The sequence below is a fragment of the uncultured Flavonifractor sp. genome (assembly GCF_944385615.1).
Lineage (GTDB): Bacteria > Bacillota > Clostridia > Oscillospirales > Oscillospiraceae > Flavonifractor.
Genome location: NZ_CALWXV010000078.1, coordinates 1 through 18426 on the forward strand (window position 1 = coordinate 1; position 18426 = coordinate 18426).

At 48.6% G+C, this 18426-nt stretch carries 21 protein-coding genes and 1 pseudogene; 14 read left to right on the forward strand and 8 right to left on the reverse strand.

The features are described from left to right. The 8 genes from Q0J75_RS12635 to Q0J75_RS12670 form a co-directional block, all read left to right on the forward strand. Positions 1 to 249: tyrosine-type recombinase/integrase (locus tag Q0J75_RS12635; protein ID WP_297201971.1), on the forward strand; the 249-nt coding region annotated here is incomplete at its 5' end. Beyond that, positions 246 to 572 carry a plasmid mobilization protein gene (locus tag Q0J75_RS12640; RefSeq protein ID WP_297201974.1) on the forward strand — a complete coding sequence of 109 codons (327 nt, stop codon included), beginning with the start codon at positions 246 to 248 and terminating at the stop codon, positions 570 to 572. The genes Q0J75_RS12635 and Q0J75_RS12640, both read left to right, overlap by 4 nt. Before the next feature lie 154 nt (positions 573 to 726). Then, entirely contained in the window at positions 727 to 1719 is a 993-nt protein-coding gene (locus Q0J75_RS12645; protein WP_297201976.1) for an AAA family ATPase, read from the forward strand. Positions 1720 to 1822: 103 nt separating this feature from the next. After that, positions 1823 to 2104, forward strand: coding sequence for a DUF6809 family protein (locus tag Q0J75_RS12650; RefSeq protein ID WP_297201979.1), 282 nt, complete (start codon positions 1823 to 1825; stop codon positions 2102 to 2104). A gap of 1 nt (position 2105) precedes the next feature. After that, on the forward strand, positions 2106 to 2459 hold the full coding sequence (locus Q0J75_RS12655) for a TnpV protein (RefSeq protein WP_297201982.1): 354 nt from the start codon (positions 2106 to 2108) through the stop codon (positions 2457 to 2459). 140 nt (positions 2460 to 2599) lie between these two features. Next, positions 2600 to 2818 carry a plasmid mobilization protein gene (locus Q0J75_RS12660; RefSeq protein ID WP_297201985.1) on the forward strand — a complete coding sequence of 73 codons (219 nt, stop codon included), beginning with the start codon at positions 2600 to 2602 and terminating at the stop codon, positions 2816 to 2818. Then, entirely contained in the window at positions 2784 to 3029 is a 246-nt protein-coding gene (locus Q0J75_RS12665) for a hypothetical protein (RefSeq protein ID WP_297201988.1), read from the forward strand. Before Q0J75_RS12660 ends, Q0J75_RS12665 begins: the two co-directional genes overlap by 35 nt. Next, positions 2984 to 4165, forward strand: a complete 1182-nt coding sequence (locus Q0J75_RS12670; protein ID WP_297201991.1) for a relaxase/mobilization nuclease domain-containing protein — start codon at positions 2984 to 2986, stop codon at positions 4163 to 4165. Before Q0J75_RS12665 ends, Q0J75_RS12670 begins: the two co-directional genes overlap by 46 nt. A gap of 109 nt (positions 4166 to 4274) precedes the next feature. On the opposite strand, the gene Q0J75_RS12675 is transcribed toward Q0J75_RS12670, so the two are convergent. From Q0J75_RS12675 to Q0J75_RS12690, 4 genes are all read right to left on the reverse strand, one after another. Further along, the gene (locus tag Q0J75_RS12675; protein ID WP_297201994.1) at positions 4275 to 4841 is read right to left on the reverse strand and encodes a DUF6514 family protein; all 567 of its coding nucleotides are present in this window, start codon (positions 4839 to 4841) and stop codon (positions 4275 to 4277) included. Positions 4842 to 5198: 357 nt separating this feature from the next. After that, positions 5199 to 7043 carry a M28 family metallopeptidase gene (locus tag Q0J75_RS12680; RefSeq protein ID WP_297201996.1) on the reverse strand — a complete coding sequence of 615 codons (1845 nt, stop codon included), beginning with the start codon at positions 7041 to 7043 and terminating at the stop codon, positions 5199 to 5201. 517 nt (positions 7044 to 7560) lie between these two features. Next, on the reverse strand, positions 7561 to 7698 hold the full coding sequence (locus tag Q0J75_RS12685) for a cyclic lactone autoinducer peptide (protein WP_297201999.1): 138 nt from the start codon (positions 7696 to 7698) through the stop codon (positions 7561 to 7563). Next, entirely contained in the window at positions 7698 to 8285 is a 588-nt protein-coding gene (locus Q0J75_RS12690) for an accessory gene regulator B family protein (RefSeq protein WP_297202002.1), read from the reverse strand. Before Q0J75_RS12690 ends, Q0J75_RS12685 begins: the two co-directional genes overlap by 1 nt. A gap of 200 nt (positions 8286 to 8485) precedes the next feature. Between Q0J75_RS12690 and Q0J75_RS12695 the strand changes: the two genes are divergently transcribed. From Q0J75_RS12695 to Q0J75_RS12705, 3 genes are read left to right on the forward strand one after another with little or no spacing between them, the layout of a single operon-like run. Then, positions 8486 to 8803 carry a helix-turn-helix domain-containing protein gene (locus Q0J75_RS12695; RefSeq protein ID WP_297202005.1) on the forward strand — a complete coding sequence of 106 codons (318 nt, stop codon included), beginning with the start codon at positions 8486 to 8488 and terminating at the stop codon, positions 8801 to 8803. An 18-nt stretch (positions 8804 to 8821) separates the two neighbouring features. Beyond that, positions 8822 to 9502: a LytR/AlgR family response regulator transcription factor gene (locus Q0J75_RS12700; protein WP_297202008.1), complete on the forward strand. Its 681-nt coding sequence runs from the start codon at positions 8822 to 8824 to the stop codon at positions 9500 to 9502. A 4-nt stretch (positions 9503 to 9506) separates the two neighbouring features. Further along, on the forward strand, positions 9507 to 10784 hold the full coding sequence (locus Q0J75_RS12705; protein WP_297202012.1) for an ATP-binding protein: 1278 nt from the start codon (positions 9507 to 9509) through the stop codon (positions 10782 to 10784). Between the two features lie 416 nt (positions 10785 to 11200). On the opposite strand, the gene Q0J75_RS12710 is transcribed toward Q0J75_RS12705, so the two are convergent. After that, entirely contained in the window at positions 11201 to 12034 is an 834-nt protein-coding gene (locus tag Q0J75_RS12710) for an IS3 family transposase (protein WP_297202015.1), read from the reverse strand. Next, positions 12012 to 12350 carry a transposase gene (locus tag Q0J75_RS12715; protein ID WP_297202017.1) on the reverse strand — a complete coding sequence of 113 codons (339 nt, stop codon included), beginning with the start codon at positions 12348 to 12350 and terminating at the stop codon, positions 12012 to 12014. Before Q0J75_RS12715 ends, Q0J75_RS12710 begins: the two co-directional genes overlap by 23 nt. Before the next feature lie 83 nt (positions 12351 to 12433). Between Q0J75_RS12715 and Q0J75_RS12720 the strand changes: the two are divergent. The 3 genes and pseudogenes from Q0J75_RS12720 to Q0J75_RS12730 all read left to right on the forward strand — a co-directional run. After that, a pseudogene (locus tag Q0J75_RS12720) lies at positions 12434 to 12760 on the forward strand (type I restriction enzyme endonuclease domain-containing protein); the annotation flags it as partial. Between the two features lie 722 nt (positions 12761 to 13482). Beyond that, positions 13483 to 14763, forward strand: coding sequence for a hypothetical protein (locus Q0J75_RS12725; protein WP_297202020.1), 1281 nt, complete (start codon positions 13483 to 13485; stop codon positions 14761 to 14763). Then, positions 14705 to 17173 (forward strand): hypothetical protein, encoded by a 2469-nt coding sequence (locus Q0J75_RS12730; RefSeq protein ID WP_297202023.1) that lies wholly within the window; start codon positions 14705 to 14707, stop codon positions 17171 to 17173. The genes Q0J75_RS12725 and Q0J75_RS12730 overlap by 59 nt, the downstream gene beginning before the upstream one ends. Before the next feature lie 203 nt (positions 17174 to 17376). Here Q0J75_RS12730 and Q0J75_RS12735 read toward each other — a convergent pair whose 3' ends face one another. Both Q0J75_RS12735 and Q0J75_RS12740 read right to left on the reverse strand, forming a co-directional pair. Further along, positions 17377 to 17637 (reverse strand): type II toxin-antitoxin system death-on-curing family toxin, encoded by a 261-nt coding sequence (locus Q0J75_RS12735; RefSeq protein WP_297202026.1) that lies wholly within the window; start codon positions 17635 to 17637, stop codon positions 17377 to 17379. Continuing rightward, on the reverse strand, positions 17634 to 17885 hold the full coding sequence (locus Q0J75_RS12740) for a type II toxin-antitoxin system RelB/DinJ family antitoxin (protein ID WP_297202029.1): 252 nt from the start codon (positions 17883 to 17885) through the stop codon (positions 17634 to 17636). The genes Q0J75_RS12735 and Q0J75_RS12740 overlap by 4 nt, the downstream gene beginning before the upstream one ends. Between the last annotated feature and the right edge of the window lie 541 nt (positions 17886 to 18426).

Sequence of the window (18426 nt, forward strand, 5' to 3'; positions counted from 1 at the left end):
TACTATCTGGAGCATGAAATGAAACGCGGCGTGGAGAAAAGTGGAGTAAAACGGATCAGAATCCATGATATTCGTCATTCACACGCCAGTTTGTTGGTGGAAATGGGATTTTCACCGCTGGAGATTGCCGACCGGCTGGGACACGAAAAGGTAGAAACCACGTTGAATACCTATTCCCATCTCTACCCCAATAAGCAGATGAAACTGGCGCAGAAGCTGGACAGCGCATACAAGGAGGAGTTGGCTTGAGCGGATTGGATCGGGACAGAAAGCGGAATCAGACCATCAGCTTTCGGATGTCCCCGAAGGAGCGGCGGCAGATGGAGGCACGCATCCTGGTAACCGGGATGCCGAAGGGACAGTATTTCATAGAATCGCTGCTCCACCAGAAGATTCAGATTACAGCTGGAAAATATCAAAGCGACCGTTTGGCCGTGGAGTTCAAACGATTGCGGCAGCAGCTTGAGAAGGGTGGTGAAGAGGCAGAGGAAGCCGTACTGAACTGTGAGGCTCTGTTGAATCAGCTGGTACAGCTGATAGCCCCTGAGGAGGAATTGACCAATGGAAGATAAAAAAACAGTTGCCCTGAACCCATCTGCGGCAACAGATGGAGGGCAACCGCTTATAAAGAACATAACTATTATAGCAGAAAACCCGGCAGAAGGCAATCCATACACGGAAAATCCCTTAGAGGACATTGAAAAACGTCTCCGTGAGTGGGAGCAGATGCAAAGTCCTGACTACCTCCACATGGTTGGGATGGAGGAGCTGATGGATCAGACCTTCCCAGTCAAAAAGCCGGTCATTGACGGCTTGTTGTACAAAGGAACCTACCTCTTTGCTGGAGCGCCCAAAATCGGCAAGTCCTTTCTGGTACTCCAGATGGCCTACGCCGTCAGTACGGGACAAGCCATCTGGAACTATCAGGTACATCGTGGAGCGGTGCTCTATCTGGCCCTGGAGGATCAGTACCGGCGGCTCCAGGAGCGCATGGCCCGGATGTTTGGGGTAGACGGCCACGGGGATTTAATGTTGGCAGTGGCTGCCAAACAACTTGGACAGGGTTTGGAAAAGCAGATGGAGTATTTTCTCAGACGGTTCCCCCAAGCCCAGATGATTGTCATTGACACCCTGCAAAAGATACGGGAGGCGGCAGGAGATCGTTATAGCTATGCCAGCGACTATGAGATCATTGGCCAACTGAAAACCTTTGCCGATCACCACAATATCTGTATTCTCATTGTTCACCACACCAGAAAGCAGCCGTCAGAGGATAGCTTTGAAATGATTTCCGGTACTACCGGCCTGCTGGGATGTGCCGACGGAGCCTTTTTGCTACACAAAGAAAAGCGTACCGACCACCGGGCTATCCTGGACATTGTAGGCCGTGACCAGCCCGACCAGCGGCTCCGCCTACTCCGCAACGAAGAAAATCTGACTTGGACGCTGGAGGGGGCGGACTGTGAGCTATGGAAGGAACCGCCCGATCCGTTATTGGAGCAGGTAGCCCGGCTGGTAACACTGGAACAGCCGGTCTGGAAAGGAAGCGCAGCAGAGCTGTTGCAGAAACTGGGGGTAGAAACCAATCCTAGTGGATTGGTGAAGCGGCTGAATGTCCGTGCAGGACAGTTACAGAATTCCTTTGGAATTGAGTATAAAAATGTAAGAGACAGAACAGGTAGTCACATTACATTTACGTTGCAATTACAACGAATGTGACGTGTGTGACGCTTGTGACGCTTAGAATGGGTATCGTATTTCCCGTCACAAGCGTCACAAGCGTCACAGAGTCCTAAATAATGGAAAAAGGAGGGCTAAAGCCATGGCCTTTTTGGAGCAGTTCTTTTTCGGCAACGTAGATCCCCAGAGCCGGGAAAGGTTCCATCCCAAAACCATGAGGAAGATGCAGCAGACCATCAGCAGCCTGGAACAGGCCCTGATGGAACAGCTGCCCACACCCCAGAAGGAACTCTTTGTGCAGTACATCGACTCCTGGGGCAATCTGAACGTCCAGAGTGAGTTAGACAGCTTTGTGTACGGCTTTCGCATGGGAGCGCAGATGGCACTGGATACTTTTGTACCCGCCGAAAAGGAGGAACGCTGATATGGAACTGACCTATACAAAAATCGGGGACTATTACTACCCCGACCTCTGCCTGCCGCCGGTGGACGACGACCGGCCCCTGGGCAAATACGGCACACTGCGCAAGACCTATCTAAAGCAGCACCACCCTATGATGTACGACCGGCTGCTGCTGGCTGGGAAACTGGATGGCCACCTCCGGGAAATCGACACTTTGGCCACAGAGCAAGTGGGCCGGATCATTGCTGACCTGGCCGCAAAAGAGGGCGTGAACGAGCATCTGAAAGCCACCGATCAACTGCGCTGGGTGGGGCTGATGAACAGTTTCAAAGCCGCCGCAGAGGAGCAGATTCTGCGGGAAATTGTGTATGTCTGACATGGAAAAGGCTGGGGGATACGGGACACCCCCAAAGGGTGTCCTGGGGTGTAGCGAGCATAGGCTTTGTAGCCACAAAGCCTGGAACGGCGGAACCGAAAGGGGCTCCGCCCCTGTAACCCCGGAGGAAGGAGGAACCTTTGAATAACCGAACCTGCGACATTCATATTCGTGTGACAGAACAGGAGAAGCGGAGGATGGAGGCCAAGGCTAAAAGAGCCGGAATTGGCCTGTCGGCCTACCTGCGCCGGGTAGGTGTCGGGGAGGATCTGGCCCAGCCAAATCCGGCAAAGTTGTTTGATGATTTGGAAGAAGGTATCGCCCATGGGCATCACGAAGATCTGGGCCATCAAGGATAGCCTGAGCCGGGTGGTGGGCTATGCGGAGAACGTAGAGAAAACCGAGTTCTCTGATATGCAGCAGGTACTCCACTACGCTCAGAACGGCGAGAAGGTCACCAGCGGCCCGGAAAAGACTATGTACGTTACCACGCTTCACTGCGCCGTGACCACGCCTGCGAGGATATGCAGTACGTCAAGCGGCACTTCAACAAGACTGGCGGCAACCTAGCCTACCACTGCGTCCAGAGTTTCAAGACCGGCGAGGTGTCCCCGGAGCTGTGCCACCAGCTGGGGGTGGAGCTGGCCAAACGGATGTGGGGCGACCGGTTCCAGGTGCTGATTGCCACCCACTTCAATACCGGTACTTACCATAATCATCTAATCATCAACTCGGTCAGCTACAAGGACGGCGGGAAGTTTAACTGTGACAAACGGGCTTTTTACCGGATGCGGGAGATCTCCGACGAGCTGTGCCGGGAGCACAATCTGACGGTCATTGAGCATCCCAAGGGGAAAACGCCACGGAGCATCTACTTTGCCGAAAAGATGGGGGCAAATACTCGCTTTCAGCTGATGCGCAAAGCCATTGATTACGCCATCTGCATGTCCGGCGATATGGAGCGGTTTGGTAAAATCCTGCTGGAGCTGGGTTATGTGCTGCGGTATGATGAGAAGCTGAAATACCCTACGATCCGATTCATAGACAGCAAGAAGGCGGTACGGTTGTGGCGTCTTGGGGAGGACTATGAGATTCAACGTATCCGGCAGCGGATTTATGAACGGCCATTGGCGGCACAATACCAATGTCAGTTCTGGTATAAGGAAGACCGGCAGAAATGGCGGGCCAAGTATCCGGTACCACGCCAACAACAGAGCATCATGCAGCTGATATTGACCCAGAACAACCTCTACCGGCTCTATCTCCACTATTGCTATCTGCTGGGGGCTATCCCAAAGCGCAAAACACCACGCAAACCATTTTCTCCAGCCATGCGACTGGAATTGCAGCGACTGGATGCCATCACCGCCCAAACCCGTCTGCTGGGCCGTGAAGGGCTGGAGACGACGGAGCAGGTATCGCAGTTCCTTACCAGAAACAGGGAACAGATCCAGGACATGGAGAAACAGCGCAGCGTTATCTATAATAAACTCCGGAGGTGCAGTGATCCGCAAGAGAAGGAAGTGCTCAAGGCCCAGCGGGACAACTGCACCCGATGGCTTTCCCGGCTCCGCAAGGATAGAAAGAATGCCTGGGAGATTCTGGACAGGACCCCTGAGCGATGCTGGTACATGGAGTGCGAACTGGTCCTGCGGCAGGACCTGAAGCCCAAAGAAAAGAAAAAACAACGGCATGTGGAACGGTAAAGTACAGGAGGTCAGCCCTAGTGTTGGACTACCCGCCTGTGCTACTTAAGAGACGTAAATAGGAGCGTGTTGTATTATTCGTTGTATCTATGTAATTGATTTTGACGAGTCAGTTAGTTCTCTGCGCTTTTATAGCAGCTGGTTGTAACGAATGGGTTACCGGCAATAATAATGTGATAAAATGGTTATAAAATTGCCGATACAAAAGTATACCAAATAAGAAGGGAGTGGTTATATACATCTTCTTTCTGTTCGGGAAATGGCGGAAAAATGGAGAATTCCCAAGAGAAGTGTGCGGAATTATTGTGCGGATGGCAGAGTGAACGGCGCTGTTCCGGTGGGCAAGACGTGGAAAATTTCTGCCGATACAGAAAAGCCGCTCCGCCCGAAGAAAGGTGAGGGTAAATATAGCCCTCTGCTGCAGCGGCTGAAGCAGGAGCAGGCTGGCAGGCAAACCGGAGGATCTACCACAAGATAACCAATCCTCCACAATATCTGCCAGACTTATCGGCGTAACGATTCCTTTGGAAAGCAAGTAGATCAGGTGAAAGATCAGCCGGCTGCTCACTGTGAGATCGAGAGCGCTGGCCGCTGCTCCACTCCGCTGTTCAACAATTTTGACACCGTAAATCTCCAAATCTTTCGCAAGCGGACTTACCAGCAGATAATACTCCAAAATCAATGGCCTTGCCATTTTTTGAATAAAAATATCGTCTTACGACCAGTTCCTCTCGCACAAAAGCACTCCCATTTGAATGTATCCCTATTATACTGGATAAAGACACACCTGTGTGGGGGTGCTCATGTGCAATCACCGACGTGGGACGGTCGCCTGTAGACAAGCGGTGTCGAAATAAGTATCAATAAGCTAGCTCACATATTTAGTTAACTTCGCCTTTTTCTCCAATATTTTTATGTTATTAGCAAATATAATGTTAGGTTATTTCCTTTGGAGGATAATAAAAGGGAGTAGCACTGCTACCCCCTTTTATTAACAAGAATTCATTTAAGTCGATATATCTTATACTAACAGCTAAATAAGAGATAATATTTCGTTAGAAAGTAGCTCAGCCAACTGTTCCAGTGAATAGATCTGATATCCATCTGAAGAAACACAGTCTAAATGGTATGCGTATGGATTGCCCTCCTCATACCAGAACACACCCGCAGGTATACCACCGTATCGTAGTAAATACAACCTTTCATCTGCAGTAGCTTCTACTTCATAACCATTCAGAAAATCTTCCACGCTGAATGCCCATGGTTCCGTAAGCATGATATGGGTTTCAAGTATGATTCCCTGTTCATCTACATACCTCAAGTAATAGTCCGCATCTCTCTGCATCCCAACCCGTTTCTGAACGATGTCGTCAGAATATTCATTTTTTTCTGTGATTCGGCTGGTGCACTCCACAGGGAAATTATAGCCGCCGCTTACAAAGGTGAATCCGTTCTTTTCTTCCGGGATTTGGAACATATTATACCGCTCTCTAACGGTCTCTAGGTCATCTATAGGCCCATCCATCCAATATCCAAATTGTATCTGCCCCACCTGGAACACGACCATTTCATCCCAATCAGGTTGCTCTTGAGCGAAGAGCCGTGCTCCCTCTTCGTTGGCGGTATCCCTGAGTAACTCATTAGCCAGATCATTTTCTTTAGCGTTATTGGTCCATGAAACCAGTCGTGCCTCGGATAAGTAACATACCAGCCCGTTTACAATTTGCTCCATACGCTCAGTGTCTAAATTGTCGATAGTATCGCCTGGAGTATGGATGACTGTCTCATAGTGTTCTGGCGCCTCGCCGATGGAAATAGTGGGAATCTGCGCCATAAGTAATGCGTTGTGGTCGCTGTTCCCCACCGGAACCACAGAACAGCTCAAACCGACTTCACCTAGAGCCGTCGTCATCTGACTTGCCATATCAGCATTGGTATCACTCAGTTCCAAAGCATCTGCTCCGTTTGCCCCTACGGTATCTATGTTAATTCCATTTACCTGCTCATAGGGAAGCTCTTTTTCACAGAAGGCTTTGCTGCCTTGTAATCCCATATCTTCTCCGTTGAAGGCGCAGAATACTACATCATAGGGAAGCTCTATCTTTTGCTCGATTAGATATCTGGCTGTCTGAAGCAGGACAGCTACACCGGAGGCATTGTCCATCGCACCCGGATATACCACATCCCCAAAGCCTCCCACATGGTCAAAATGAGCTGTAATCAGAATAGCCTGATTATGGGATTCCCCTGAATAAACCCCGATGACATTGTTGACTGTGCTTTCCTGAATTTCAAGCTCTCCCTGGAACTGGATAGAGGTACAGGACAGCAACTCCACAAAAAGTTCTTCTGGAACCCGGATGCTGTTGCCAAGTTCCCCTGCCGTGTAGAGTGTAGCGGTGGCAGCTGATGCACAAATGATCTGTCCCTGCGTCTCTCCATTCGCTCCAATCACATCCAGAACACTGGCACTCTCCAAAGTCTCATCAGAACTTGGCCGCACCTCTCCTGCTATGCGCAACTCTCCTCGGATAGCTAACGGATAGAAATCAACACCTGAGTGATATGATTTTGTGCTTCCGTCTGCAAACTGGGCGATTAGGATCTGGCTTTCTTGGTTTGGATCAAAAGTTTCCTGCACATAGGGCTGAAAGTAATCCTCCGATCCTCCCATGGGGCTAAGTCCGATCTGCTGGAACTGTTGGGCGATGTAATCTGCGGCTGCCTGGTTTCCAAGTGTACCAGCCAAACGGCCACTACACGTCTCACCCGTCAAATAGCGAAGGTCAACCGGAATATCTGCCTCTGAAACTGAACTGCAGCCAGCTAATAGAATAACCAGTAACATTCCCCAAAAGAAGCGCAGCCAGCGTCTCATTCGCATCCCTCACCTTCGTTTTTTATCAAAGTGGAATGGGTCCTTGGTAGTGTGGACCCATTCCACTTTTTATGGAAGTTTTAATTATGCATGTGTAGAAATATTAAGGTACCTTGATGTCCTTAAACATTGGAGGGTTTGGATTAGTTATGCTTGGAAACTCGCTTAATATCCTTCACATTTCCACTCATAGACAGGGCTTATCTCCTCCTCAAAAAACCATCCGCAGCTAGAGCAACTCCATCGTCTTGTGCGTAAAGTCTTATACTTTACATCAACGCCATCAAGATGATGGATACACACTCTCCTTTCAACCTCCATGGATGATCCTTCGACAATCCGTTCACTTACAAAACCAACCCCACACTTGCTACACGGTTCGTAGCGCATAAGCTCCACTTCCGCAGCACTGGCGAAAGTAGGAAGCATGGTAGCAAGCATAATCATGGTGACTACGAACATAGTAATCGTTCTTTTCATTTTTATGCCATCCTTTCAAACAAATCTTTGGTTTTGTTTACAGGTCTTCCGGCACATCCGGCTGATAGGCCGTGTAGAAACAGGTGGAGTTTACCGACGCAGCTGCTGTACGACGCGCCAGCACGGCCATTACTCCACCAAGCCACAGGAAGATACGCTCAACTCTCGCTTTCATTAGGCACACGTCCTCTCTTTTATTTGAGCCGCCCACATCGAAATAGATGCTGCGATGACTCCAAAATAGTAACTTGTGCACCATGGCGCCGGCGCTTGAAGGCCCCATACAAGGATGCTTCCGACTACCAAATTCAGCCCGCCTAAAATGAGGCTTCTGCGGCGATTGCTCTGTCGCCGCTCCGGGGTCAGCGGCTTGTTCTTCGCCTCACTGGGGGATAGGATCAGCAGTGTTACAAACGAAATGATTGCTATAACCAGATAGAGGATGACAGAACAGTATCTCAGAAGCCAATATCCCAGCCCCTCCAGCACGATAAACGTGCTGAGGAAAACCAGATTGCAGGACAAGTGGGAATTTGCGTGGTATCCACCCGCTGTCGTTCGCAGGGGGATGAACGCTGTAAGAAAGAGCAGGCCGTCAACCGGATGGAAAAGCAAAAGTGAAATCAGCAGAACAGACACGATGTTGACCAAACCGGATAGAACCAACTCCATCCCGTAGGCGTATATTTTGTCCTTCTCCGGCTCTACAATCCCATTGGCACACAACCAGCTCGTAGACCAGACTGCAGCTTTCTTAATCATTGGTCACTCTTTCCTCCTTCTGGTAATTACATTTTAATCGATTGTACAAAATAAACAATATCAATGCTGTAACCTGTCGTTTTCTTGCAGTAATTAGTTGATTCTTTTGTGTAACTATGATAAAATCATCGTGTCGCTATCTGTATACTGATGATTTGCTATGTAATAATAATAGCAATACTACAGCTAGAGCATGGGTGATGGCTATGCAGATTGGTGACTTGATTCGTACGAAACGGGAAGAGCATGGGTTGACACAGGAGCAACTTGCAGAATTGATTGGAAAATCGGCGGGCTATATTGGTCAGTTGGAGCGCGGCCTATCTATGGCGAGCATCCCCACATTGAAGCGATTGGTCAATGTGCTTTCACTGGACGCGAATCAGATTTTTTACGACGAGAAGCAGGAACAGTACCAATTTAGCGAGCTAGAAAATATGCTCTCTGAATTGGATGCACCTGTACAGAAATTCATTCAGGACAGCATCCGTACAGCTTTTCACAAAAAGCATTCATGACCAAGTTGAGGGAGAAACATGAAATTCGCATTGTGCGATGATAATCCTAATGACCTGCAACAGATTCGAGACTATTTGCTGCGCTATGATGCCCAAGCAGACTGGAAGGGGTTTACTTCATCGAAGGAATTACTCTCCGCTTTTCAGCATGACTATTTCGATATTGTGCTTCTGGATATAGAAATGGAGGGTATGAACGGATACCAGGCAGCCGTGGAACTTAATAAGCTCCAAGATATTCCGCTGATTATTTTTATTACACAGAGTGGGGCCTACACAATCCGGGGCTATGAGGTCGCCTTTCGGTATCTGAAAAAGCCGGTTGAATACTCAGACTTTGTGCGGGCAGTATCTGCCGCAGTGGCTAAGTGCTCCCCCAAAAGCATCCCTGTGGCCGGGGAACATGGGCCAATTTTCGTAAGAATCAGGGACATTACATACATTGAGGTCTTTAGCTATAAAACACTAATCCATACTAGCAAAGAGCAGTACCAGGTGCGGACTCCACTCAAAGAATTTGAGGTAAGCTTTCGGGGCAATGGCTTCGCACGACCACACAATAGTTTCTTGGTAAATCTGGATTTTGTGGATCATATTCAGAAGAGCATCCTACTTTTGACAGATGGTACAGAAATCCCAATCAGCAGGAACCGTAAGAAAGCATTTGATGAAGCACTTTTCCATTTTTTGAGAAGGTGATTGTATGTATTCCATCTATCATCTTTCTACCATTGCTTTTGGAGTATTCCTCATCTTCTTCTATCTGCAAAAGCTGCTTCCTCGGAACCCTCGTTCATCTGCTATAGTATGGGTTGCCTATTTTATATTCGGAATAGGACTCACGGCCTTAAACTTGGTTTCTGTTATGCCGATCATCCGAACAATTTACACTTGGTTCGGTATCCTTGTGCTGTGTAAAGTCTGTTATCGCGTTGCACCGCTCAATGCAATTTATGTTGCTACCGTATTTTGTGCGCTTGCCTTGATTACAGAGCTCCTTTGCCTGAAGTTATTTGCAATTATGGGATGGGAGTATCTGGACGTTATGTCTCCAGGATATGAACGGGCTATTTATATTCTCATAGCGAAAGTGTGCCAATTAGCGTTGGTCATAATCGCTGTCCCTCTCATGCATAAGGAGCACGCTCTACTGAAGCTGAAAAGTCTGCTGCCTTTGCTTGCGTGTCAAATATTCAGCGTCTATTTCTGCGATAATATTCTGCGCCTTACGCAAAATGGAGGGCGAAAACTCTCTGTGGAATCCACAATCATTTTAATAGGCATCCTCTATCTCAATATTGTAATCGTCGTCTATGCAGAGGTGGTCAAAGCTCAGCAGGAAGAACGGCATAATGCCAACCTCCGACAGCAGCAGCTTGCACTACAGTTAAGCTATTACGACAGTCTTTGGAAAGAGCAGGAGCAGACCCGCGCTATGTGGCACGATATGAGCAAATACTTGACTGCCATGAGAGCTGTGTCGGAAAGCGGGGATAAATCGTCTATTGAAAAGGTGTTCCTCGATGCACAGGACTCCCTCAGCAAAATCGGAAATGTTGTTGATGTTGGAAACCCGGAAGTTGGTGCCATTCTACAACACTATGCTCGACAGGCTGAAAACGCAGGTGTCCACTTAGATTTATCCGTTTGGATACCAAAAGCCTTAAACATCAATATACTAGACCTTAGCGTTATTATCGGAAACACTTTTGAGAATGCGTTGGAGGCGTGTCTTGCCCTTCCAATTCAAAAGAGAAGGATTTCATTAGAGATTTCTGTCCATAACAATCTCCTGCTCTATGAAATGTCTAATCCTTTTATAGAAGGCCGGAAGTATCGTTTACATAGCCAACATACTTACCGTGGATATGGCCTTCGTAATGTCCAAGCCGTTGTTGATAAATATTGCGGAACACTTGATATAAAAAAAGAAGATGATCTATTTACAATTAACCTCTACCTCAATATGACTTACTCATAAATACAGTGGAAGTACCAACCGCCGTCTCAATACCTGTGTGTTAAGACGGCGGTCAGCATGTTCATTATGATTTTGGAATTTTACATTCCTGGGGCGCATTCACCGGGAGAAAGATTCCGGCCAGTCTTTCTCCGCCTGGCTCAGTCCAAGTGCGCTGTTCAGGTATAATGGTCCCCTTGTCAAGACCACTAATTGAAATTTTATCGTGAACACAAACTGACTTTGGCTGTACTTGAGCCTCCGGATTTGCAGGGAGCAACAGCCAGCCGCCTGCGTGAGCAGGTTGCCTTGACGGGAGGCGTTCGGCCTGTTACACTGGCCCACAGTGCGAGGCGGGCGATTTTGTATTCTGACTCCGTCGCACCCTCGCCGCTGTTGGCTACAACAGGCCGGACGCCTCCCGTCAAGGCCGGCGGTCAGGCGACGCGGAAGCTTGTATGATAGACCTCATCAGGCGTGGCATAGCCCAGGGCTTCATGGGGGCGCAGGCAGTTATAATCTTCCACATAGCCTCGGATAGTCTGCCGCAGCTGACGTGGCGAGGTAAATTCATTGACATAAATCAGCTCTGTTTTCAGGCTTCGGAACCACCGCTCAATCATAATGTTATCTGCCCACCGGGACTTCCCGTCCATGCTCTGGCGGATGTGCAGGTCCTTCAAAAGTTGCTTGTACTCGCTACTGGTAAACTGGCTACCTTGATCGGAGTTGAGGATCGCTGGTGCGCCAAATCGGGCCACAGCGTCCTGTACCGCCTCCGGGACGGGCTGTACCCCCAGGGTATCGGAGAGGTTCCAACCCACAATTTTCCTGCTGTACCAGTCGATGATGGCCGTGAGATACATATGGCTGCGGTGAAGTTTGATGTAAGTGATGTCGATAGACCACACCTGGTTTGGGAAAGAAATGGCCTTGTTGCGCAGTAAATATGGTACGATAGTCTCCTGAAAGTTGCGCTTTGACAGGTTGGCCTTGGGATAAATGGCCCAGATGCCCATCTCCCGCATCAGATGCCGCACCAGTTTTCTGCCAACTGGGTAGCCCTCTTCCCGCAGCTTTACCGTCAGTTTCCGGCTGCCCATGGCCAGCAGCATGGTGTGCCAGTAGTCCAGCCGGACCATCATTGTCTCCCGTAGCAGGCGCTTCTCCTCGTCGGGCTGCGGGGGCGGGGCATAGACCGAGGAGTGGCTGATATGCAGCAGCTCGCACTGCCGGCGTACCGACAGCTCAGAGGTGTTTTTCCGGATCAAACTCCGGGATGGGCTGCCCGACTGCGCGAAAGCAATCCTGAAGGAAATTACGTTCGATTGTCAGCTGACCAATGGTTTTCAGCATCTTGTCCCGCTCCTTCTTGACAGCAGCCTCCTTTCTCTTTGCCTCCCGCTCTGCTTTGCCCCGCTCTTCGAACACGCTGGACGCATGCTCCAGAAATTCCGCTTTCCAGTTGCGAAGCATGTTGGGATTCAGGTTGTGTTCTGCGGCAATGGCCCCCAGTTCCCGCTCCCCACGGAGCACCTCCAGAACCAGCTTTGTTTTGAATTCAGGTGCGTACTTTCCTCGTGGCATAGCTCTATCTTCTCCTTTGCTTTTAGCTTACCATGTTCACGCTTATTTTGAAAGTCGTGGTCTGTTTTCTGGGGACCATTATAGACATCGCCGCCGCCAATGCGGAGGGGGAGAAGCTGGGCTTGACCGCTGAGGAACTGGCTTTCTATGATGCGTTGACCAAGCCCCAGGCCATCAGGGACTTCTATGAGCATGAGGAGCTGATCGCCATTACAAAAGAGCTGACCGATTTGCTGCGGAAAAACCGCACCATCGATTGGCAGAAAAAAGAGAGCGCCCGCGCCGGTATGCGCCGTTTGATAAAGCGGTTGCTGAAAAAGCACAAGTACCCGCCGGAGGGGATGGAGGATGCGGTGCAGATGGTCATGAGTCAGTGCGAGATGTGGACGGATCAGGGGCCCGGATTATAATATCGTTTTTAAGTGCCTGTGGACTAATTTTTATAATAACAATAGGAAGCATGGCGGGATAATGCTACATTTAAAATTGTTTGCAAAAATAGAAATTGATTAATAGAATACAGCAAACGCAAAAAAGTGGTATGTACCAAGAACTAATTGGAAAGCTGGAGGCGGTGCGTGCATAGAATGAAATGCTGCCATGGCTAAACCCGCTGAGGTGAGTGCAGCCCGTCCCCCTTTTGGCGCTTAGAGGGGCCGCCTACCACTTTAGCAAGTTTAGCTGCTTCATTTATGGCAGAAAATTCCGAATTTACTTGACACAAAGGGGAGCATGTGGTATGCTGAAAACACTTTTTATGGCAGGAGTGAGGGGCAATGAGTTCGCACGTTGAGTACGGAAGAAAACGTTGTGCTGGCGGGCAACAGTCGTTTCCCCTTTATACTTGGAACAACGGGCGGGATGATGGGGGAAGCTTTGGAAAATCTTTTTATGCCAATAAATTTGTTTTTTCTGGAACCTCTCCCAAACAGGTACCTCAGCCAACCGGAGCAATATACCGCAAGCGGAAAGAGAGATAGCGGAGCCTGACATTTCCGAATATGATGCAAAAAACTACCATCGCAAGCAGGAGAATTTGTGATGGTAGTTTTTTGCTAGGTTAATGGAAAATTTTGTTGAATATGGTGTGTTTGGCCTCAGCGAGGGCATTAGGCAAAAGAGGGGTTCCATCATGGGCAAGCTTAACTGGCTAATAAATAAAATCAAACCGTGGCGTCCCTTATACCATTTGTACCGTGACTTAATAGTAATACTGTGGCTACTTCTGTTAATCACCTGCATACAATCCTGTTGTTCTGGAACAAGTTTCTTACTGATTTGGCTGGAAGAAAGCGGGATGAGACGTTTTATAACAGCCACTCCCATCCGAAGTGTGGCAGATACCATTGGCTTTGGTAGTATCCTGTTGGTCTGGATTTACGCAGTGTTGGACAAACAGGAACTGGGTTTTCGGTACAGTAAGCTGCTGGGGGATGTATATCCACGCTATCATTTTTTTGTAATCGGCCATCTTTTAGCAATCCTGCTTTGTATTGGGATGTCGGAGGCTGGAGTCGTAGACATAGCTTTGATTGCTCTAATAATCGTATTTTGGGGCGATATTATTCATTTTAAAGCTATGTTCCTATTGATATTCCAATCTGAAGACCGGCGGCGGGCAGCGGCGGATGCGTGGGAACAGCGACTGATTAGAAACAAAGCGGAGGTGTCTTACCTGTCCGAATTGTGCAACGTCACAAATGTGCTGGGTCTGGAGACAGATCCTGCCGCCCAACGGATTCGAAGTTATTTTTATTGTGGCCTTGTGCGTTATGCTATGTCAATTGAAGACTATTCTTCTGCCGGCGAAAAGGAGATTAAGCGGGTTTTATCCGATCTGGCTCAGGTTTGGAACCTGCTTCTACGTCCCCGGACAAACAGTGAACGGCTACTTTTGGCGGGAGAAGTGCTAGGAATGGCAAATAGTCAGGATGCGAAAAGGTTGCGGAGCGAGCGGCCGGAGTGCCTAGGGCTGGTGTGCTTAGCCTATGTAATTTGTGTGTACCGGTTGTGCGACGAGGGAAATGTGGAGGCCAACGAAGAGGACGCAATAAGACGCACCAATCGGCAGCTGAAATTGACGTGTCTGCGCTGTGACAGCCAAGAGATGATTAACTACTTACTGATATCAAAACAACTATTGGCATGGATGAGCTTCTATGCCAACAGAATCCCGTTTGATACCAGCCTTTTTATGGAAACGGACAAATGCGAATGTCCGGGTGATAAGGAGATGCTGTACGCAATGATCTGCTTGTTGCTCCCGGATTGGGGACGTAAAAATGACTTTGATGTGATTTATTCCCAGCTTTTTTCGTGTGATTACCAATTGGCATATGGGGAGGAGGACGGGCATGATTCTACGAGTCATCCTACTGAAACGGATAGCCAAACTGAATGCGGGGTGCTTTGAAGAAGTAATGAACCCCGTTATGCCGAAGGACATACAAGGGCCGTGGATTGTATTGGGGCACTTTGATGCCATGTATACCTGGCTGCCCGATACCAGCCGGGGCTTTTTCGATGCCATTCACAGCATCAGTGAACAGGTGGCTGCGCTAAACAGCGGGACGGCCTACTTTCATCCCCTTTATTTAATTGACGAGAAGAGTAATGACAGGGAACAGGAACAAAGCTTTTGGGACTCCCAAGATTGGTTTATCTCTGTGGAGCGCATTCACTTTGCGCAGACCATTTATGGCAGGAGTCTAGTGGAGCAGTTGTCCCGAGAACTAGCAGAACAGGCAAAGGCGGCAGGATGTCAGATCCGTATCTATCGGGCCATGGAACTCAGCGATATGGTAGTGGTCATCCGATCCAACCGGATGGATCATTTGTTGAACTTCGCACTGTCCCTGCGGGGATCCGTCTGCGTGGGGAAAGTGTACACCTACTTGGGTATGTGTTACCAGCATCTGCGCACGAAGGCGGAGCTTGAGAAGGATGATCAAATTCCCATGCTGTCCATGCGGTTTTCGGTTTCGCATTTCGATCAGGCTATGGCTCTACTGGAAAAGACATTGAATTTCGTTATGGGGAAAAGCCAGCAGTTTCCTATCTATTCTGTAACCGGGGTGGATGACATTGCGGTCAATTTGCCTTGTTTACCAACCTGGAAACTGGTCGCTCTGTATCAGCATTGGTTTTTGCCGTCTTCAGCCTCCCTGACGGCATCTGATCCCCTGTTAGGAGACGTCTTTGAGGAGATAACGTCCCGAGTGGGCATTCCGGCCAGCGTAGTATCACTATGCAAACCGGAAATGTGTCAAGAAACCGGCACCGACTCCCGCAAGATTTTATTCCATGCGTGCACCATGTTGACCGAACAGTTACACCAGCAGTTGGAGGGAAGGCCCGCTACCCGGGGGACCTATTGGTATCAGCCCCTGGCAGAGCTGACAAAATCTCTGGTACGGATCTGTCAGACCCCGGTATTGGACGAGTTTGTTTTTCTTCTATTTCCGGGTGCCAGGTCTTTAATTGAGAATCTGGCGGTGTGTGCGGACAGATTGCTTTCCGACCAGGAGACGGAAAAATGCAATATCTTTGTTGAAAAATGGTCCCACCTCATGGAGCATGTGATGCGTATTGAGGGCCAGCTGACTCACCACCCCGACATGCGTCCAATCTTGTATAATATTCCGGTGGTAATGCTGGAGTATATGATGGCCGTACTCAATCAGGTTACCCGCATTCTTCAGAGTGGGCATAGTCCCGGCCATAGCTTTCTTCTTGTACCCCAGTTGAGCCAGCAGGTAGAGGCTGTGGAAATCTTTATTGCTCAAGGCAACCGGCCGGGGCTGGTGCTGGTAACACTCCCTCTACGTGCCTTATATGACCCCGTTACTGTGCAGATGGCCCTTTGCCATGAGGCTTGTCATTTTGCGGGAGAAACTTACCGTAAACGTCGAGAGCGGATTAAATGTTTTGCCCAGGCAACAGCGGTGCTTATAGCAAAAATACTTTTTGAAAGCTATGATGAGAGCCTGATTGACGTCATCACCGAAAAAATATGCTATGCAATCCGTCAAATGGATGGCCAGCCTGTTATCAGAAATATGTATGATACGGTGATTGCCTGGATAGACCAATTGTTTGTAGATTCCTCTGAGGAATATGCTAGCCTGCTCTTTCGTGTGCTGTATACTATCCAGAAGAAGAAACGCCCTCACTGCCGCCTGAATTTGGAGATCAATGATGCCCTTATGCTGACCTTAAACAGGGCACTGAGAGATCTCAGCATCCTGTTTCGGGAAATTTATGCGGATATCTGCATGATGTTTTTGCTGAAAGCATCCCCCCGTACCTATCTAAAGAGTATCGCGGAGGAGCTGGATGGAGACAATCTTTCCATATTAACTGGAGTGATGAGTAATGAGCCGGAGACCTTGCACTATTGGAAGAACAAGTCTAATTCGGAGGATGAGTGTGCCGGGTATGCAGAGTCGTTGGCCATCCGCGTATACGTAACGCTGATTGTTTTGGGAGAGGACAATTTGCCAGACTGCTCTTGCCCCAACCCATCCAATGGATATGTGAGGCTATTGGAAGAGGTTCAGAAGTTACATGAGGAACTAAAAGGGAAACAGGAGCCTGACTCCCGGGTAATCCCTCTGGGCAGCATTGATGCACTCATTGAGTACAGCAAACTGTGCTATCAGGGTTTGCGGGATGGTCTGAGTTCAAACCCGGAGCTGGCAGTGCTGCGGAAACAGTTTAACAAAACATCGCCACCCAGCTTTGATTACAGCTCTATTTTAGAAGCGATTCAAAATGATCGGAAAAAGATGGTGGAGGAGTTAAAAAGGCTGGTGGGGATATAATCTATAAATGGAAAGACTATGATCCTTACATTGGAATTGACACACAGGAGAGGCAACACTTCACGTTGCCTCTCCTGTTAAAGGTTGTCATATAAATGCTGTTTGATCCAATGCAGTAAATCTTGTTCCTGAGCAGAGCCGTCAGCAATTCCAATAAACATATCTGCCAATTCGCCTTGCCGCAGCTGGAGAACATAGCCGTTCTATTTGAGCAGAATCTGCACTACCATGGCGCCGATGCGCTTCTTTCCGTCTAGAAACGCATGATTGGCCGCCAGTCCAAAGCCAATTCTGGCGATTTTCTCCAGGTCTGTAGGAAACAGCTCTTTTCCACCAAAGGATTGGAGTGGCGTGGAAATGGCAGATTCCAGAATGTCTCTGTCCCGCAGCCCATCCAGACCGCCGCCCTTTTCGATGAAACGTGAGTGAATGGCAATCACGTCATCTGCTGTAATCCAGATCATTCGGCCATCCTCTTGTAGTCCTCGGCAAAGTCACTGAGAATATCATCTGCATCGGCCAGCATCTGCGCGCGTGTCACCGACGGCGCAGGAGCGTCCAGCTTTACAGCGAATGGCATACCATTGGCTCGCACAAAGGCATTTGCAAAGATATTAAAGGCGGTAGAAGTGGTCATGCCCAGCTGCGCACAGATTTCTGTCATGCAGGCCTTGACTTGACTGTCCATACGAAAGGTCATATTTGTATCCATAGGTCATACCTCCTTGCACTACAAGTATAGTACCCCTTATGTGCGGTGTCAATCGTATATCATGGCCAATAGGGATAAAAAGAATATCTTGACAGAAAAGATGTGGTATGGTATCAATATAGCAAGGTAAATACATGCCGTATTTCCGCCCAAAGCTATGCGAAGAAAATGCGCTTGCCGTGAGTACACTTTGAGTACAGTTTCTCGGATACTCCGCATAGTTGAGGTAAAATCCAATAATGTAGCGAGGTCGCTACGTTGATTTATCAACTATTTCTCGTGGTTTATTTTGCCATGAGATGAGTGGGAATGATTTCAGAGGCCCGGAAAAGCCTGATATGACTGGGTTTTTGAGGGGTTAAGGCCCTTTGTGGCAACGATTTGGCAACATTTTTTCATTATTCATAAAAAGAGAGCTAACTGATTTTTGAACAGGTCCAGTAAAAACGGACAGTGACAAAAGACCCCCTGATGTAGGAAAATAGACTACATCAGGGGGTCTTGTCATGGAGAAACGGAAATACACACACGTTCAAGCACT

Coding starts and splice junctions, on each gene's coding strand:
- Q0J75_RS12645 (WP_297201976.1), top strand. CDS start 727: ATGCAAAGTCCTGACTACCTCCACATGGTTGGGATGGAGGAGCTGATG.
- Q0J75_RS12650 (WP_297201979.1), top strand. CDS start 1,823: ATGGCCTTTTTGGAGCAGTTCTTTTTCGGCAACGTAGATCCCCAGAGC.
- Q0J75_RS12655 (WP_297201982.1), top strand. CDS start 2,106: ATGGAACTGACCTATACAAAAATCGGGGACTATTACTACCCCGACCTC.
- Q0J75_RS12665 (WP_297201988.1), top strand. CDS start 2,784: ATGGGCATCACGAAGATCTGGGCCATCAAGGATAGCCTGAGCCGGGTG.
- Q0J75_RS12670 (WP_297201991.1), top strand. CDS start 2,984: ATGCAGTACGTCAAGCGGCACTTCAACAAGACTGGCGGCAACCTAGCC.
- Q0J75_RS12680 (WP_297201996.1), bottom strand. CDS start 7,043: ATGAGACGCTGGCTGCGCTTCTTTTGGGGAATGTTACTGGTTATTCTA.
- Q0J75_RS12685 (WP_297201999.1), bottom strand. CDS start 7,698: ATGAAAGCGAGAGTTGAGCGTATCTTCCTGTGGCTTGGTGGAGTAATG.
- Q0J75_RS12690 (WP_297202002.1), bottom strand. CDS start 8,285: ATGATTAAGAAAGCTGCAGTCTGGTCTACGAGCTGGTTGTGTGCCAAT.
- Q0J75_RS12695 (WP_297202005.1), top strand. CDS start 8,486: ATGGCTATGCAGATTGGTGACTTGATTCGTACGAAACGGGAAGAGCAT.
- Q0J75_RS12700 (WP_297202008.1), top strand. CDS start 8,822: ATGAAATTCGCATTGTGCGATGATAATCCTAATGACCTGCAACAGATT.
- Q0J75_RS12705 (WP_297202012.1), top strand. CDS start 9,507: ATGTATTCCATCTATCATCTTTCTACCATTGCTTTTGGAGTATTCCTC.
- Q0J75_RS12715 (WP_297202017.1), bottom strand. CDS start 12,350: ATGCCACGAGGAAAGTACGCACCTGAATTCAAAACAAAGCTGGTTCTG.
- Q0J75_RS12725 (WP_297202020.1), top strand. CDS start 13,483: ATGGGCAAGCTTAACTGGCTAATAAATAAAATCAAACCGTGGCGTCCC.
- Q0J75_RS12730 (WP_297202023.1), top strand. CDS start 14,705: ATGATTCTACGAGTCATCCTACTGAAACGGATAGCCAAACTGAATGCG.
- Q0J75_RS12735 (WP_297202026.1), bottom strand. CDS start 17,637: ATGATCTGGATTACAGCAGATGACGTGATTGCCATTCACTCACGTTTC.
- Q0J75_RS12740 (WP_297202029.1), bottom strand. CDS start 17,885: ATGGATACAAATATGACCTTTCGTATGGACAGTCAAGTCAAGGCCTGC.